Below are 15,829 nucleotides of genomic sequence, written 5' to 3' on the forward strand. Positions count from 1 at the left end.
ATGACGTAGATGCCGAAGTTTTTCGCAGTGTTGCAAATTTGGGCAAGCCCGGCATGAGCCAGGCTTGCATTGTTGTTGCATCATCCTCTTTCGAAGGGATGGCCCTCGTCTGCCCAGCCGGTAATGCCGCCGATCATCACCTTCACGCGTTTGCCGAGCGTGCCGAGCCGCAAGGCGGCCCTGTCGGTGCCGTTGCAATGCGGACCGGCGCAATAGACCACGAACAGTGTATCCTCAGGCCATTCCGCCATCTTTCGCGCCGTCATCTTGCCATGCGGCAGATTGATCGCGCCGGGAATATGCTGCTCCTGAAACAGGGCTGGACCGCGAACATCGATGAGGACGAAATCCGCGTTGCCTGATGTCATGGCCTGCTGCACATCGGAACAATCGGTCTCGAAGGCGAGCCTGCGGGCATAATGTTCGGCAACGAGCTGCGGATCTGCGGCAGGGATTTCACTGACTAGGGACATGGAACGCTCCTTCTTTGGTTCGCTGCATTCATGCCCGAGCGGTTCGACAGTTGAAATTGGCCGAAATGCCATATAGCGTCAAAATCATGCCAAACTCTCACAGTCCAAATCTTCTCGGTCCGCATGTCGTCACGCTCGTCTATGACGGGCTATGCACGTTCGAATTCGGCGTCGCCCATGAAATCTTCGGCCTCTCGCGGCCTGAGATGGGGGACGACTGGTATCGATTCTCCGCCTGCGCGATCGAGGATGGTCCGTTGCGGGCTGCCGGCGGCCTCACGGTGCAGGTCGATCACGGATTGGAAGTGATTGCCGATGCCGATCTGATTATCGTGCCCGGATGGCGCGGGATTGGGACACCTGTCCCCTCCCCGCTAATTGCCGAGTTGCAGGCGGCCAGTCGCCGTGGCGTGCGCATCATGTCTTTATGCTCGGGCGTAGCGGTGCTTGCTGCCGCAGGATTGCTCGCTGGCCGAAAGGCAACGACGCATTGGCGCTATGTGGATTCCATAGCCGCGCGCTATCCGGATATTTCAGTCGATGCCGATGTTCTCTATGTCGATGAAGACAGCGTGCTGACGGCGGCAGGAAGTGCCGCGGCCATCGATCTCTGCCTGCATGTCGTGCGCCGGGATTTCGGACCTGATGCCGCCAACAGCGTCGCCCGTCGGCTTGTGGTGCCCCCACATCGAGAGGGCGGTCAGGCCCAATATATCGAGACACCTGTTCTCAGGCAGCGCGAGGGCGCTCGATTGGGGCCATTGCTCGAATGGATGCGCGAACGTCTGCAGGAGGAGCAGCCGATATTAGCGCTCGCGACGCGAGCCGGCATGAGCACGCGAACCTTCCAGCGTCGCTTCGAAGCGACCACAGGCATGTCTCCGGGGGAATGGCTGCTGGGCGAGAGATTAAGGCGCGCTCGCGACCTTTTGGAAAGGCAGGCGGCCATTTCGCTCGATGACGTGGCCGTGGCGAGCGGGTTCGGGTCGCTCGCCACCATGCGTCATCATTTCAGGGAAAAGCTTGCGGTCAGCCCGAGCGACTACCGCAAGCGATTTTCCGGCCTTAGACCAAGCGGCTCTGCTCCGTCGCAGCTTCGATGAAGCTGGAGAACAGCGGATGCGGCTCCAGCGGCCGAGACTTCAGTTCCGGGTGATACTGGACGCCGATAAACCAGGGATGATCCGGATATTCGACCGTCTCCGGCAGGATGCCGTCCGGTGACATGCCGGAGAAGATGAGACCGCAGTCTTCAAGCTTGTCCTTGTAGTCTACATTGACTTCATAGCGGTGGCGATGGCGCTCGGAGATATCGGTCGAGCCATAGATCTCCGAAATCTTCGTGCCCTTCTTGAGAGCTGCCTTGTAGGCGCCGAGGCGCATGGTGCCGCCGAGGTCGCCAGCTGCGGTGCGCTTCTGCAGCTCGTTGCCCTTCAGCCATTCGGTCATCAGGCCAACGACAGGCTCCTTGGTCGGTCCGAATTCCGTCGATGAGGCATGTTCGACGCCGGCCAGGTTGCGGGCCGCTTCGATGACAGCCATCTGCATGCCGAAGCAGATGCCGAAATACGGCACCTTGCGCTCGCGTGCGAAACGGGCCGCAAGGATCTTGCCTTCCGAACCGCGCTCGCCGAAACCGCCGGGCACGAGAATGCCGTGAACCTTCTCGAGATAGGGCGCCGGATCTTCCTTTTCGAAGACCTCGGATTCGATCCATTCGAGATTGACCTTGACGCGATTGGCGATGCCGCCGTGATGCAGCGCTTCGATCAGCGACTTATAGGCGTCCTTGAGGCCGGTGTACTTGCCGACGATGGCAATGGTCACCTCGCCTTCCGGCGTACGGATGCGATTGCAGACTTCTTCCCACTGATCGAGACGCGGCTTCGGCGCCGGCTCGATGCCGAAGGCGGCCAGAACCTCGTTGTCGAGCCCTTCCTTGTGGTAGGCCATCGGCACGTCATAGATGTTTGCGACGTCGAGTGCCTGGATGACGGCCGACTGACGGACGTTGCAGAACAGCGAGAGCTTACGACGCTCTGCTTCGGGGATCTCGCGATCCGCGCGCACGAGCAGGATATCGGGATGAATACCGAGTGCCTGCAGTTCCTTGACCGAATGCTGTGTCGGCTTGGTCTTCAGCTCGCCGGCAGCCGGAATATAAGGCATCAGCGTCAGGTGGACGTAGATCGCGGTGCCGCGCGGCAGGTCGTTGCCGAGCTGGCGGATCGCTTCCATGAACGGCATGGCTTCGATGTCGCCAACCGTGCCGCCGATCTCGCAGATGACGAAATCATAGTCGTCATTGCCTTCGATGACGAAATCCTTGATCTCGTTCGTAACGTGCGGAATGACCTGAACGGTGGCGCCCAGATAGTCGCCGCGGCGTTCCTTGTCGATAATGTTCTTGTAGATGCGACCGGTGGTGATGTTGTCGGTCTTGGTGGCCGAGCGGCCGGTAAAGCGCTCGTAATGGCCGAGATCGAGGTCGGTTTCCGCACCGTCGTCGGTGACGAAGACCTCGCCGTGCTGGGTCGGGCTCATCGTGCCCGGATCCACGTTCAGATAGGGGTCGAGTTTGCGAAGGCGGACTCGATAACCACGAGCCTGCAACAACGCTCCGAGAGCCGCAGCCGCAATTCCTTTTCCGAGGGAAGAAACCACGCCGCCTGTGATGAATACATATCGCGCCATGGGAGTCACCGGATACCTTTTAACAAATGATTCCGCTAGCCCTAAAATTCGTTTCCGGAATTTTGGACACAGAAGACGGAATATCGACAAAACAAAACCGGCAGATCCAAGGACCTGCCGGGGATGATCTTGGCCGACCTGGCTTACTTGCCGGTCGGGACTTCGCCGCCGCTCTGGGCTGGCGCAGGTGTCGTAGCCGCCGGCGCGGTCTGCTGACCGGTAGCGGCCGGAGCCGGCTGCGTGGCCGTTGCAGCTGCCGGCTGGTTCGTCGTTGCGGGCGGCGTCGCCTGCGACTGCGGAGCGACGGCACCGCTGTTCGGAACGCCGCTATTGTCGGCTGGCTTCGGCTGAGTCGTCGCCGGAGCAGCACCCTTCTGGCCGCCGAGCGAGTCGAGAATGCCGTTACCCTGGCCCGCCGTGCTCGGGATACGGTTCAGAATGTCGGTCGGGCGTGATTCGAAGCGCGACAGAACATTCATGCCAAGCGCCAGTACGAAGAACAGCGCCGCCAGGATGGCCGTGGTGCGCGTCAGCGCATTGGCCGTACCACGCGCGGACATGAAGCCCGATCCGCCACCGATGCCGAGGCCACCGCCTTCGGAGCGCTGAATCAGCACCACGCCGATGAGGGCGACAACGATCATGAGATAGATGACAAGCAGTACGGTTTGCATAGGTCCAGTCCTGCCCGCATGCGGGCATCAAAAAGAAAAGCTCGCGGCTCTTTACATGAGGCTCTCGCCTATTCCAAGCCCTTTTGAGGCCGGAATTCCGGACAAGCCGGTCTTTAGGCGAACTGCCGTTCGAATGCGGCATAAATGGCGAGGAAATCGACCGCTTTCAAGCTTTGACCTCCGACAAGCAAACCATTGACGTTGGGAACATCGAGAAGGTCCCGCGCATTAGCGCCGCTGACCGATCCGCCGTAGAGGATTCTCATTTTGGCGCCTTGCTTGCCGAAGCGCTCGACAAGCTCGGAACGGATGAAGCCATGGGCCTCCTCGACATTTTCGCGGGTCGGAACCTGACCGGTGCCGATCGCCCATACAGGCTCGTAGGCGATGACGGTCGATTCTGCCGTCGAGTCGTCCGGAACGGAGCCGGCCAGTTCGCGCTTCAGCACATCCAGGGTCTGGCCGCTGTTGCGCTCATAGGCGGTTTCGCCAAGGCAGATGATGGCCGTCAAGCCCGCTTCATGGGCTGCATGCGCCTTGGCACGCACCAGCATGTCGCTTTCCGCGTGGTTCCGGCGACGCTCCGAATGGCCGACGATCACATGGGTGCCGAAGCAATCCGCAACCATCTCGGCCGAGATATCGCCGGTATGTGCGCCGCTGACCTGCTGGTGGCAATCCTGGGCGCCTATCGCCAGCGGGCTGTCGTCGCAGAGCGCCGTCGCGACATAGAGCAAGGTGGCCGGAGGGCAAAGCAGCGTATCGATTTTCTCCGATAGCGGCGTCTTGACGCCGTCCGCGATCGCCTTGATCTGATCCAGGCTCGCCCGCGTGCCGTTCATCTTCCAGTTTCCGGCCAGAAGCGGCCGTACAGTCTTCGTCATTCCGAACTTCTCCCCCTTGATCCATCTGCCGGACTAACAAAACTGTGGAGGAAAGGAAAGTTATGGAAAGGGGTCGAAACCGGTTCAAATCGTTTGAAAGATGCTTATCCGGAAAATAAGTCGAATTGGCTGATATGTTTCAGGAGGCTTGTGGATCAGCGATCCAGTTGAGCACCCTGCGCCAATCGGTCATCCGCACTGGCGTTCCATGATTTCCGGTTTCGAAAAGCGTGAACCGCGTCGGGTAATGCGCCTTGTAGAGCTTCTCGAACAGGGCTTGCTGGTCGGTTGCCGCATAGACCGGGTCCTTGCTGCCATGCGTAAACCAAAGCGGCAGCTTGGCCTTGTAGAAGGCGCTCTTCGTAAAATCCGGATCGGTGACGCCGCTCAGAATTGCCATCCCTTTCAGGCGTTTGACGCTTTCAGCATCGCGGGTGATGCCCCAGCAGATGAAGCTGCCCATCGAGGCACAAGTCAGAATGACGGGCTTGCCGCCGGATTGCTCGGAGGAATGGCGGATCAGCGCCGCGATATCGGCGACGCCGTTGCTGTCGAAGCTCTTGACGCTCGGCGCATAGTAGGTGCCGCCGTTTGCGTAGGCGAGGTTTTTCAGCCGGTTGAAGTTGCCGCCGAACGTATAGTCGTTGGAGCCGAGCCGGCGGTCGCCACCACGACCGTGGATGAAAATGACGGTGAAGGCCTGCTTCGATGCCGGCCCTATCCGCGTGACATCGATCTTGCGATCGCCGAGCTGCAGGGTCTCGTCTTCCTGCGCCTTCCAGCGGACGCCCGTGTCGACATAGGCCGGCTTGACGCGCTTTTCCGGGATCTGGTCACGGCCGTTGATATCCCGCATCTCCTGATAATCGATCGTCTGGAACGCGCCGTTGTCATGACTCTCGAGGACGGTCTGGCTGGAAAAGAGCTCGTCCTTGAAGGGCTTCAACATCTCCGCATCGGCGCTGGAAGCGGCCGCAAGCAGCAGAAAGCTTGATATCGCGGCCAGGATAGGCAAATGAGCTGTGGACATTCGCATGCGGACACTTCCTCCGATCGGCCATCGGGCTTGCCATTCGTCACCCGGCAACGCAAATCTCTTTATAAATCTGCCCCGTCGTGGGGCGCCATCGCTCTTGTGTGCCGTTTCTGGCAGAATCACGGTGATTCGCGAATAGCGGCCGCAAATGCGATAATAAAAGGGGTCTGGCCCCACCAGAACAAATCTGAGCAGCTTGAAATTCTATGGATAACAGCAACGATCTCTTCTCCGGACTGCCTAGCGCCCCTAAGCCGGAGGTCACGGAAAAGCCCGCCCTGAAAGTTGAAAAGCCTGTGGCAGCGACGCCGCAGCGCGCGGCGCCGACGACATCTTCAGCCGAAGAATATGGCGCGAGCTCGATCCGCGTTCTTGAGGGGCTTGAGCCGGTCCGCATGCGTCCGGGCATGTATATCGGCGGCACGGATGAAAAGGCGCTGCACCATCTCTTTGCCGAAGTCATCGACAATTCGATGGACGAAGCCGTTGCCGGCCATGCCAATTTCATCGAGGTCTATCTCGACCGGCAGGGCTATCTGACCGTCACCGACAACGGTCGCGGCATCCCGGTGGAAAACCATCCGCAGGTACCGGGCAAATCGACGCTCGAAGTGATCATGACCAAGCTGCATGCCGGCGGCAAGTTCGATGGCAAGGCTTACGAGACCTCGGGCGGTCTGCACGGCGTCGGCGTCTCCGTCGTCAACGCGCTGTCGGATGATCTGGAAGTCGAGGTCGCCCGCAATCGCAAGCTCTATCGCCAGCGCTTTTCGCGCGGCGTGCCGGTCGGCGGCCTTGAAGAACTGGGCGATGTCCATAATCGCCGCGGCACCCGGGTCCGCTTCCATCCCGATCCGCAGATCTTTGGCGATCATGCCCGCTTCGAGCCGGCCCGTGTCTTCCGCATGGCGCGCTCCAAGGCCTACCTGTTCGGCGGCGTCGAGATTCGCTGGAGCTGCGATCCGGAACTGGCGCCGGAGGGTTCCGATGTTCCTGAGAAAGCCGTCTTCCATTTCCCTGGCGGCTTGAAAGATTATCTCAAGGCGACGATGGGCAACGAGTTCACCGTTACCCGGGAGATTTTCGCCGGCAAGACGGAGAAGGATAGCGGCCACGGTTCGCTGGAATGGGCGATCACCTGGTACGGCGGCGATCCGCAGATCCATTCCTATTGCAACACCATCCCGACACCTGAAGGCGGCACCCATGAGGCCGGGTTCCGCATCGCGCTCACCAAGGGTTTGAAGAGCTACGCCGAGCTGACGCAGAACAAGCGCGCCGCCAATATCAGCACGGAAGACGTGATGATATCGGGCGTCGGCATGCTCTCGATCTTTATCCGCGAACCGGAATTCGTCGGCCAGACCAAGGACAGGCTCGCGACAGTCGAGGCGCAGCGCATCGTCGAAAACGCTCTGCGCGATCCCTTCGACCACTATCTTACCGATAATCCGACCGAAGCCGAAAAGCTGTTGGAATGGGTGATCGAGCGCTCTGAGGAGCGCATGCGCCGCCGCAAGGAAAAGGAAGTCAACCGCAAGACCGCCGTGCGCAAGCTGCGCCTGCCCGGCAAGCTCGCGGACTGCTCGCAGAACTCCGCCGCCGGCGCCGAACTCTTCCTAGTCGAGGGTGACTCGGCCGGTGGCTCTGCCAAGCAGGCGCGCAATCGCATGAATCAGGCGATCCTGCCGCTGCGCGGCAAGATCCTCAACGTCGCCAGCGCCGGCCGCGAAAAGCTTTCGGCCAACCAGCAGATCGCCGATCTGATCCAGGCGCTGGGCTGCGGCACGCGCTCGAAATACCGGGAAGAAGACCTTCGCTATCAGCGCATCGTCGTCATGACCGATGCCGACGTCGACGGTGCTCACATCGCCTCGCTGCTGATTACATTCTTTTATCAGGAAATGCCGGAGCTGGTCCGCGGTGGCCATCTTTTCCTGGCCGTTCCGCCGCTCTACAAGATCACGCAGGGGTCGAAATCGATTTATGCTCGCGACGACGCGCATCGGCTGGAGCTGATGGAGACGGAGTTTAAGGGCAAAGGCAAGCTCGAGATCAGCCGATTCAAAGGCTTGGGCGAAATGCTTCCCGCGCAGCTCAAGGAAACGACGATGGATCCGTCCAAGCGGACCTTGTTGCGCGTCGAGATCGACGAGGTCGATTTCGAGGGCACGCGCGATGCAGTCGACAATCTCATGGGCACAAAGGCCGATGCCCGCTTCCGCTTTATTCAGGAGCGTGCGGCCTTCGCCGAGGATCTGGATATCTGACAACCGCAACGGGTTGCCGTTGCCCGGCACTATCCCCGATATTTTATCGGATTGTCGGATATTCGTTACGAGCGCGTCATGGACGGATGCATAGATGGCGGCATTAGCTTGAATGTCGCCATTTAACCGCTCGGATTGACCATATCGCCATGTTGAAGCCCATTTTGTCGGCTCTTGCCGCTGCCTTGCTGTTCGGCCTTCCCGTTCACGCTGCAGACATCGGCACAACCATCGAGGTGCCCTGCCCCTTTGGCGACTGCAACGCCGGCATCAGCCTCTCCTATCTCGGCAGCTATGATATTCCGACAGGCTTCACCGAAAATGGCGTCGAAGTCGGGGGCCTCTCGGGCATCGAATTTGATCCGGCCACCGGCCGCTATATTTCCATCAGCGACGACCGCTCCGAAAAGGCGCCGGCCCGCTTCTACCACCTGGATATCGACGTCAGCGGCGACGGCCTGAAAGGCGTAGTTGTTCTCGATCATGTCACGCTGCAGGATAAAGACGGCCAGCCTTTCGCGACGAAAAAGGTGGATGCGGAATCCATTCGTTTGGGCAGGGATGGCATCTATTGGAGCAGTGAAGGCGACGGCAAGGCGTTGTTGCCGCCCTTCGTTCGCATCGCCAACCGAGACGGCAGCTTCATGCGCGAATTTTCATTGCCGGATGGATTCGCGCCCACCGCCGACAAGAGCACTGGCATCCGTGACAATCTCGCCTTCGAAGGCCTGGCTTTTCTCTCCAGTGGAGATCTGATCGTCGGCACGGAATCGGCGCTCTATCAGGATGGACAGATCGCCACGCTCACCGGCGGCGCGCTGGCCCGTCTCATCCGCTATGACGTCGCGACCGGAGAGCAGAAGGCGCAATATGTCTATCCGATCTCGCCAATCCCGCAGGCACCGCCCACCGCAAGCGGCTGGAACGATTCCGGCCTGTCGGAGATCCTCGGACTTGACGACCGCCACCTGCTCGCGATCGAACGCGGCTACGCGCAGGGCATCGGCAATACTATCGTGATCAATATGTTTGATCTGGACGGCGCAACCGACGTATCGAACATCCCTTCCCTGGCGAAGACGGATCAGCGTATCGTGCCGGTGCGCAAGGCCCAGATCATGGATCTGCGGGCTCTCGGCCTTGCCCCTGACAACATCGAAGGCATTGCGTTCGGCAAGGCCAAGGACGGCACGGATGTATTGATCCTTGTCGCCGACAACAACTTCAATCCGATGCAAAAGACCCAGTTTTTCGCATTCAAGGTGATCCGCCGCCCCTCCTGACGCCTTGTTATTATCTTTACGTCAGTCGTGTTATTGTCACGGCATCGGAATAAAGAGGCTTTCAGGGCGTTGCTCTTGAAAGAGCCTAGATCGTACCCCATAACCGGGTGGATCTAGTTGAAGAGGGGCAAAGTAAGTCCGGTGGGTGTATTTGAACGTCAGAAGCCGAAGGAGCACCGTTGGCTGGGGTCTAGTGCGCATGCGCGCATGCCGCTTATTCCATCCATCTCCGCTGCGCGTTGGCTGCTAATTCTGATTGCCATTGCCGGCGCCTATTTCTTCTACGGCTTTCTTGTTCCGGTTTTAGCCGCAGCGGTGATCGGTTTCGCCACTTGGCCGCTTTATAGCGAGCTGCTGCGCCGCACCGGCGGCAATACGACGCTCGCGGCCACCATCGCCCTTGTCTTCATCGTGACGTTTCTCGTCCTGCCGATCGTGCTGTCGGCCATCTACATGGCCGGCGAAGTGCGCGAATGGTTCGGCTGGGCCGTTCATGTCAACCGGGAAGGCGCGCCAACGCCAGAATGGATCCTGGCCTTGCCTGTCGTCGGCCCATGGCTTGGCGAACAATGGACGCAATATGTCGGCAGCCCGGGCTCGATCGGCGAGCTGGCGCAACTGGTCAGCGGCGCGCATATCGGCAACATCTACAGGGCAGTCCTGGCGGCAGGCGGCAACGCGTTTCATGTCGTCCTGACCCTGCTGTTCATGCTGATCGCCCTATTCTTTATCTATCGTGACGGCTCGACATTCGTGCGCCAGGTCGATCTCCTTGGCGAACGCATCCTTCCGAACCGCTGGGAACGGATTTCCCGCGTCGTGCCGGCCACCATCAGCTCCACCGTCATGGGCATGACACTGATCGCCATCGGTGAAGGCATTGTGCTCGGTGTGGCCTATTGGATCGCCGGTGCACCATCTGCGATCACACTTGGCGTTCTCACGGGCGTGATGGCCCTCGTCCCGGGTGGCGCGCCGCTGTCCATGTCGCTTGTCTCGATTTACCTCGTCGCCAGCGGCTCGCTTTGGGCGGGTATTGCCTTGTTTATTTGGGGCACGGTCGAGCTCTTCATCGTCGACAAGACGCTTCGCCCGAAGCTTGTTGGCGGCCCGATCAAGCTGCCCTTTTTGCCGACGTTCTTCGGTCTCGTCGGCGGCGTAAAGACCATGGGCTTCCTCGGTCTCTTCATCGGCCCGGTCTTGATGGCAATCATCGTCGCCATCTGGCGCGAATGGATTCGCGAGGCGGAATTGACGGAAGAGCAGCATGCGCAAGAGCCGGAGCTGCAATTGCGCGGCCCCACAGTTCCGAACGCTGATCGCGTCCCTAGGTCAGAGCCAGCCTCTTCTCCATGAAAAGGCTGAGCGGGTCTGGCTGGTAGCTGCCGAAGGCGGCAATCTCCACATAACCGAACCTTTTGTAGAGGGCGATCGCTTCCGGCTGATATATGCCGGTTTCCAGGCGGATGGCTTCAAGTCGCTTTTCGGATGCGGTTGTTTCGAGCGTCTCCATCAGCTTGCGCGCAACGCTAAGCCCTCTGGCAGTGGGATCCACGAACATGCGTTTGATTTCCGCGGTGCCGTCGCCTGCTTCCACCAGCCCGCAGCACCCGACGATATCATCGTTGATTCTCGCAACCCAGAACGTCACCTCAGGCTTTTCCAGCGAAGCAAGGTCGAGCATGTGGTTGCTCTCGGCCGGATAAAGCGATTCCGCATAGGCATCCGACATGTTGAGAAGGCGGATAACGCCATCCTGGCGGGGAGATTCAACAGCGATAGACAGCGGCAAGATACACCTCGGTGAAGACTGTCGCTGGATATCACGCGGCGGCGAGGGTCGCCAGTGCGGCGAAGCCTCGGGCGGCCTGTCGCCGCTCGGCATTCGCAAGTTTCTCCACCATGTCGAGCAGCTGCGTGGCCGCAGCCGGCTGTTCCGTCAGGCGGAATTTACGCATTAGGAGAGACGAGACATTCTCGAGCATGGCTCCGCCATTCGCCCGTGACGCATCACGCCAGGTGAGCGTTGCTTCCACGAATACGGTGCTGATGTCCCGGGATAGTCCGGCGCTCTCATAAAGCGCACGGATGGCATGAGCTCGGCCTCTGGAGATGATCGAGCGGGTGCGTCGTTCGTCGCAACCGGAAAGATTGGTGATGGCGCAGGCGAAGAAATCGACCTTGCCGGAGCAGAGTGCATGCATCAGGAAGGCAGGCGTCAACCAGCCGCTCTGCCTCAAATGTTCGACCAGGTCCGGCAGCTGTTCGTGTTGCGCAGATCCGGCGATGGCAACGGTCGCCGATTCGCTGGCTTCGCGGGTCACTTGCTGCAACCTGCCGGCGCCGATAACCGTTTGGATGAGGCTCGATTCCGATAGCGCCTCGCCGACCCGGCGCATCAACAGGTGCCGGATGTCGGACGACAGGCCATCGCGGGACAGAAGCAGGCCGCGTATGTCGGCACAATCGCCTAGCCGCTCTGCGATACGCTTCAGCGAAGCCTGCGAAAGCAATGCTCCGTCATTCTCGAGAAGGCAGAGGATTTCGGTCTCTCCGCCGATCTCCGCAAGGGCCGCACAAGCCATCCGAGGCACCTGCCCGCGCGACGCGATCAAAATCCGCGTCACATCGCTGCCATGCAGCACGAGATCGACCAGATCGGCATCGGTGAATACCGGAGAAAACAAGATGATCTGCCCGGCGATTTCGGGCTGATCCTCGGCAAGAGACAAGATGACGTTGCGCGGAGCATCGGATGAGCGGGCGACGGCTTCGGCCAGCGCCAGTCGTACGCGCGGTGACGGATCATCGAGCAAGTAGGTCATCGCCATTTCGGCGGCCACGCGCTCTTCCTTCGGCATGTCCGATTGCAGATAGGCGCGGCCGAGGGCATTGGCTGCCCTGGCTCTGTTGTCTGCCTTTGCGGTCTCGGCCCAGCGAAGGAATGCTTCTATGATCACGTTACGCCTCGATATCGGCGAGGCGATTCCCGCCCCGCGAACTCATGCTCCCAACCTTAGCGGGCAAAGGTTTACGGGGCGTTTACCTTGTTCATTAACCAAGAAAAATGAGCGCGATATGTGTCAGGGTGCCTTGGGGCGTATCATTTCGAAGACGTCGCTGCCTTCGCTATAATCCATATAGCCCATGCGCGCGATCGGCCTTGCCAGCGCCATATCGAGCCTTCCATCGCGAATGATCGTTTCATCAATATGGATGCCAACGACCTGGCCGATAACCATGATGTTTTCCGAAGCCTCGCCATCCAGACCTTTCGGCTCCAGAATTTCGGTGACGCGGCACTCCAGCACCGCAAAGGCCTCACCGACATAGGGCGCATCGACCAATTCGCCCTGCCTTGCAGTCAGCCCGGCCAATTCGAACTCGTTGACGCCATAGGGTACGGCGATGGATGATTGGTTCATCTTTTCAGCGATGTTGCGGCTGACGAGGTTGGCCGTAAACACGCCGGTCTCCTCGACATTACGAACACTGTCCTTGCGTCCGGCGGACGAAAACATCACCAGCTTCGGCTGGTCGCTGACCGCATTGAAAAAAGAATAGGGAGACAGGTTCAGCGAACCGTCCCTGCCCTTGCTTCCGATCCAGCCAATCGGCCTTGGCGCGACGATGGCCTTGAAGGGGTCGCGTGCCAGACCGTGACGATTGGTATCCGTCGTGTAGAACATCAGGCGTCCCCGCCACCGACCCATGTCACCGTTTCCGACAATTCCGGACGCGGACGCTCGACGGGTGGGAAGCTCGAGGAGCCGATATGGATGAAGCCTGCGACCTTCTCGCCCGGGGCGACGCCGAGCAGCGGATAGGCGCGCTCGTCATAGGCAAACCATTCCGTCAGCCAGTTGGATACCCAGCCATGAGCATTGGCCGAAATCAGCAGGTTCAGGCAAAGTGCGCCTGCCGACATCAATTGCTCCCATTCCGGGATCTTGACATGCGGCGCCGCCTTGCTGACGACGGCGATAACGACAGGCGCACGCGTGAAGCGGGTGCGCTCCACCTGGATCATTTCTTCCGACAGATCAGGCTTGGCTTCCAATGCAAGCTTCAACAGCTCTTCGCCGATGCGCGCACGCTCCTCGCCGCGATAGACGATGAAGCGCCAAGGGGCGATCTTGCCGTGATCCGGCACGCGCGAGGCCAATCGGATGATCTCCTCGATCTCGACCTTTTCCGGACCTGGCTCTGCCATTTGAAATGCAGGGATAGATCGTCGCACGGCGAGATAATCGATCAGCTTGATGTCGGTTTTCATTGAGTGATTGCTCTCATTTTACGGATACGAGGATGTGGGTCTTGAATTTGCCACCGCATTGGTTTTGAAGTGGCGTGTGTTTTATCGGAAGTCAATCGGTTCGGAACCCATGTCAGGCATTTCATCCGCTCGCCGATTGAGCGCGGCTTTTGCCGTCCTGCTGAGCCTCAATAGCACCGCATCCGCGCAGGAGGCTTTCAAGGAGTTCAAGCAGCTCGATGGCAGCGTGAAGATGCCGAAGCTCAACGCATTTGTAGCGCCCGGCGGCGAAAATTCGCCCTCCCGCACATTGCGTGACGTTTGGCTTGAAGCGAAGCTGACCCCGCAGAGCGGCCCGCAACAGCAAGGCCTGTCCTGGTATGTCTTCAGCCCGATTGCCGGCGCCGACGGCAAGCTGCCGCTGGTGGCAAGCTCGAAGGGTGGCTCGGCCGCCTTCCATCTTCTGCCCGGTGACTACTTCGTCAATGTCTCCTTCGGCCGCGCTGGCGTGACCAAGAAGTTAAGCGTCTCGGAAACGGGCGATACCCAGAAACAAACCATGGTTCTTGATGCCGGCGGCATGGTGCTGAACGCCGTTTCCGGATCCGATGTCCGCATTCCGCCAAAAGAGTTGAGTTTCTCGATCTATTCCAGCGAGGCCAAGGAAGATGGCGAACGCGGCCTTGTCATGGCCGACGTCAAGCCGAACACGCTGGTGGGCCTGAGCGCAGGCACCTACCACATCGTTTCGGAGTATGGCAGCGTCAACGCAGTCATACGCGCCGATATTCAGGTTGAAGCCGGCAAGGTGACGGAGGCGACCATCCAGCACCGGGCGGCAAAGATCACGCTCAAGCTGGTGTCTGACGCCGGCGGCGAAGCGATTGCCGATACTGCCTGGTCGATCCTGACCTCCGCCGGCGATATCGTCGGGGAAAGCCTGAGCGCTTTCCCGACCATGGTGCTTGCCGAGGGCCGTTACACAGCGGTGGCGCGCAACAAGGACAAGATCTACCAGCGGGACTTTACCGTCGTTGCGGGCACCAACACCGATGTGGAAGTGCTGATGAAGGAACAGCAGCCGCAGGAAGTCGACGACCAGCAACCGGCCCAGCAGCTCCCGATCCAGATGCCGCAGATGCGCCAGACCCAAAGCCCCCAGACGCAACCGGCGACCTCCACCCAACAACCATTGCCGACATATGAGCAACTGGTACCCGCCGGAGGCGACGAAGGCGAAAGCATGGATTGAGGCCTTGAGTGCTGCTTTTACGCCATCGAAGCGCAAAAGCAGGCAGAAGTATCTCGCCCCTCAGACAGCCTTTCGCCGCAGCATCCTTCTCGGTGGCGCCATCGAAAATACGGCACCGTATAGCTTCGAGAGCATATCCTTGCGGTCGCTTCCTTCGCTCAGCGCTTCCCAGCTCATCAGGGCACCGACATGCGCTGTGATCGTGCTTCCTGACAGACGCCGGAATTCGCGGATCAACAATGAGAGGCGCAGCGTCATCGAAAGGCGGCTCGCCAGATGAAACAGCCGGCCGTTTTGCCCTTCGAAATAGACCGGTATGACGCTGGCGCGCGCCGCCTGGATCAGCTTAGCCGGAAATATCTTCCACGGCAGGTCTTCGGCGCGGCCAAAACCCTTCTTCGCAGTGGCGACGCCGCCAGCGGGAAAGATGATGATCGTCGTGCCTTCCTTGAGCAGACGAACGGCTTCATGACGCGTCTTCATGTTGATCGCCATCGCTTCCTTGGTTTCCTCGAAGGAAACGGGCAGCGAATAATCATGCATCTCCGGCACCTTCAACAACTCGTTGTTGATCAGGACCTTGAACGGACGGCCGAGCTGCTCGGCAAGCGCCAGGACGGCGATCCCGTCGCCGATGCCAAAGGGATGATTGGCGACAATGACGATCGGCGCGTCGGGAATTTGGACCGGAGGCCATTCGCCCTTGGCAAGCAGGCGCACGTCGATGAGATCGAGCATCTTACCGAAGACGCGCTCGCTCTTGCCGACGATATCGCTACGCCAGATATCATAAAGTCGGGCATAACGATCGCGGCCGGACAGGCCTTCGATGGAGCGGATGAACCAGCGCTTGATGCGCGGGTCCCGTTCATTGGCGTAGGATAATTCTTTGAAATCCAAATGCGCGACGGGCTGCCCCGCTCCTATCGTTCAGCTGCGCGATGTACAGCGGCCGCAGCAACGCTTTGATTTATAAACTATATGAAAGATTTATGTCAGTTGTCTGAC

Annotated in this window: 15 protein-coding genes; 5 read left to right on the forward strand and 10 right to left on the reverse strand. The window is 59.7% G+C overall.

What is annotated here, in order from left to right; genetic code table 11:
• Positions 1 to 80: 80 nt before the first annotated feature.
• Positions 81 to 473 (reverse strand): rhodanese-like domain-containing protein, encoded by a 393-nt coding sequence (locus ACQZ6F_RS17965; RefSeq protein ID WP_068387929.1) that lies wholly within the window; start codon positions 471 to 473, stop codon positions 81 to 83.
• 65 nt (positions 474 to 538) lie between these two features.
• Here ACQZ6F_RS17965 and ftrA point away from each other — a divergent pair, with 65 nt between their 5' ends.
• On the forward strand, positions 539 to 1,576 hold the full coding sequence (gene ftrA / locus ACQZ6F_RS17970) for a transcriptional regulator FtrA (protein WP_449093185.1): 1,038 nt from the start codon (positions 539 to 541) through the stop codon (positions 1,574 to 1,576).
• Here ftrA and ACQZ6F_RS17975 read toward each other — a convergent pair.
• The 4 genes from ACQZ6F_RS17975 to ACQZ6F_RS17990 all read right to left on the reverse strand — a co-directional run bounded on the left by ACQZ6F_RS17975 (position 1,539) and on the right by ACQZ6F_RS17990 (position 5,761).
• Complete coding sequence (locus ACQZ6F_RS17975) at positions 1,539 to 3,167, reverse strand: CTP synthase (protein WP_449093184.1); 1,629 nt, start codon at positions 3,165 to 3,167, stop codon at positions 1,539 to 1,541. The genes ftrA and ACQZ6F_RS17975 overlap by 38 nt on opposite strands.
• 143 nt (positions 3,168 to 3,310) lie before the next feature.
• Positions 3,311 to 3,841, reverse strand: a complete 531-nt coding sequence (gene secG / locus ACQZ6F_RS17980) for a preprotein translocase subunit SecG (protein ID WP_077471081.1) — start codon at positions 3,839 to 3,841, stop codon at positions 3,311 to 3,313.
• Positions 3,842 to 3,954: 113 nt separating this feature from the next.
• The gene (gene tpiA / locus ACQZ6F_RS17985; RefSeq protein WP_449093183.1) at positions 3,955 to 4,725 is read right to left on the reverse strand and encodes a triose-phosphate isomerase; all 771 of its coding nucleotides are present in this window, start codon (positions 4,723 to 4,725) and stop codon (positions 3,955 to 3,957) included.
• A 139-nt stretch (positions 4,726 to 4,864) separates the two neighbouring features.
• Positions 4,865 to 5,761: a dienelactone hydrolase family protein gene (locus ACQZ6F_RS17990; protein WP_449093182.1), complete on the reverse strand. Its 897-nt coding sequence runs from the start codon at positions 5,759 to 5,761 to the stop codon at positions 4,865 to 4,867.
• A 206-nt stretch (positions 5,762 to 5,967) separates the two neighbouring features.
• Here ACQZ6F_RS17990 and parE point away from each other — a divergent pair, with 206 nt between their 5' ends.
• From parE to ACQZ6F_RS18005, 3 genes are all read left to right on the forward strand, one after another.
• Entirely contained in the window at positions 5,968 to 8,031 is a 2,064-nt protein-coding gene (parE, locus tag ACQZ6F_RS17995) for a DNA topoisomerase IV subunit B (protein ID WP_449093181.1), read from the forward strand.
• Positions 8,032 to 8,180: 149 nt separating this feature from the next.
• Positions 8,181 to 9,314 (forward strand): esterase-like activity of phytase family protein, encoded by a 1,134-nt coding sequence (locus ACQZ6F_RS18000; protein WP_449093180.1) that lies wholly within the window; start codon positions 8,181 to 8,183, stop codon positions 9,312 to 9,314.
• Positions 9,315 to 9,455: 141 nt separating this feature from the next.
• Positions 9,456 to 10,670 (forward strand): AI-2E family transporter, encoded by a 1,215-nt coding sequence (locus tag ACQZ6F_RS18005; RefSeq protein ID WP_449093179.1) that lies wholly within the window; start codon positions 9,456 to 9,458, stop codon positions 10,668 to 10,670.
• Here ACQZ6F_RS18005 and ACQZ6F_RS18010 read toward each other — a convergent pair.
• From ACQZ6F_RS18010 to ACQZ6F_RS18025, 4 genes are all read right to left on the reverse strand, one after another.
• Positions 10,642 to 11,106: a GNAT family N-acetyltransferase gene (locus tag ACQZ6F_RS18010; RefSeq protein WP_449093178.1), complete on the reverse strand. Its 465-nt coding sequence runs from the start codon at positions 11,104 to 11,106 to the stop codon at positions 10,642 to 10,644. The two genes, ACQZ6F_RS18005 and ACQZ6F_RS18010, sit on opposite strands and share 29 nt — an antisense overlap.
• 31 nt (positions 11,107 to 11,137) lie before the next feature.
• Complete coding sequence (locus ACQZ6F_RS18015; protein WP_449093177.1) at positions 11,138 to 12,274, reverse strand: DUF2336 domain-containing protein; 1,137 nt, start codon at positions 12,272 to 12,274, stop codon at positions 11,138 to 11,140.
• 123 nt (positions 12,275 to 12,397) lie between these two features.
• Complete coding sequence (locus tag ACQZ6F_RS18020) at positions 12,398 to 13,003, reverse strand: flavin reductase family protein (RefSeq protein WP_449093688.1); 606 nt, start codon at positions 13,001 to 13,003, stop codon at positions 12,398 to 12,400.
• A complete protein-coding gene (locus ACQZ6F_RS18025; protein WP_449093176.1) occupies positions 13,003 to 13,590 on the reverse strand; it encodes a nitroreductase family protein in 588 nt (195 codons plus the stop codon). Before ACQZ6F_RS18025 ends, ACQZ6F_RS18020 begins: the two co-directional genes overlap by 1 nt.
• Positions 13,591 to 13,699: 109 nt before the next feature.
• Here ACQZ6F_RS18025 and ACQZ6F_RS18030 point away from each other — a divergent pair, with 109 nt between their 5' ends.
• Entirely contained in the window at positions 13,700 to 14,821 is a 1,122-nt protein-coding gene (locus tag ACQZ6F_RS18030) for a hypothetical protein (protein ID WP_449093175.1), read from the forward strand.
• A 60-nt stretch (positions 14,822 to 14,881) separates the two neighbouring features.
• On the opposite strand, the gene ACQZ6F_RS18035 is transcribed toward ACQZ6F_RS18030, so the two are convergent.
• Positions 14,882 to 15,721 (reverse strand): lysophospholipid acyltransferase family protein, encoded by an 840-nt coding sequence (locus ACQZ6F_RS18035; RefSeq protein WP_068386807.1) that lies wholly within the window; start codon positions 15,719 to 15,721, stop codon positions 14,882 to 14,884.
• Positions 15,722 to 15,829: the final 108 nt, after the last annotated feature.

This window comes from Rhizobium sp. A22-96 (assembly GCF_053521805.1).

Excerpts from the sequence above, each read along its gene's own strand:
- ACQZ6F_RS17965 (WP_068387929.1), bottom strand. The coding sequence starts at position 473 with ATGTCCCTAGTCAGTGAAATCCCTGCCGCAGATCCGCAGCTCGTTGCC.
- ftrA (WP_449093185.1), top strand. The coding sequence starts at position 539 with ATGCCATATAGCGTCAAAATCATGCCAAACTCTCACAGTCCAAATCTT.
- ACQZ6F_RS17975 (WP_449093184.1), bottom strand. The coding sequence starts at position 3,167 with ATGGCGCGATATGTATTCATCACAGGCGGCGTGGTTTCTTCCCTCGGA.
- secG (WP_077471081.1), bottom strand. The coding sequence starts at position 3,841 with ATGCAAACCGTACTGCTTGTCATCTATCTCATGATCGTTGTCGCCCTC.
- tpiA (WP_449093183.1), bottom strand. The coding sequence starts at position 4,725 with ATGACGAAGACTGTACGGCCGCTTCTGGCCGGAAACTGGAAGATGAAC.
- ACQZ6F_RS17990 (WP_449093182.1), bottom strand. The coding sequence starts at position 5,761 with ATGCGAATGTCCACAGCTCATTTGCCTATCCTGGCCGCGATATCAAGC.
- parE (WP_449093181.1), top strand. The coding sequence starts at position 5,968 with ATGGATAACAGCAACGATCTCTTCTCCGGACTGCCTAGCGCCCCTAAG.
- ACQZ6F_RS18000 (WP_449093180.1), top strand. The coding sequence starts at position 8,181 with ATGTTGAAGCCCATTTTGTCGGCTCTTGCCGCTGCCTTGCTGTTCGGC.
- ACQZ6F_RS18020 (WP_449093688.1), bottom strand. The coding sequence starts at position 13,003 with ATGTTCTACACGACGGATACCAATCGTCACGGTCTGGCACGCGACCCC.
- ACQZ6F_RS18025 (WP_449093176.1), bottom strand. The coding sequence starts at position 13,590 with ATGAAAACCGACATCAAGCTGATCGATTATCTCGCCGTGCGACGATCT.
- ACQZ6F_RS18030 (WP_449093175.1), top strand. The coding sequence starts at position 13,700 with ATGTCAGGCATTTCATCCGCTCGCCGATTGAGCGCGGCTTTTGCCGTC.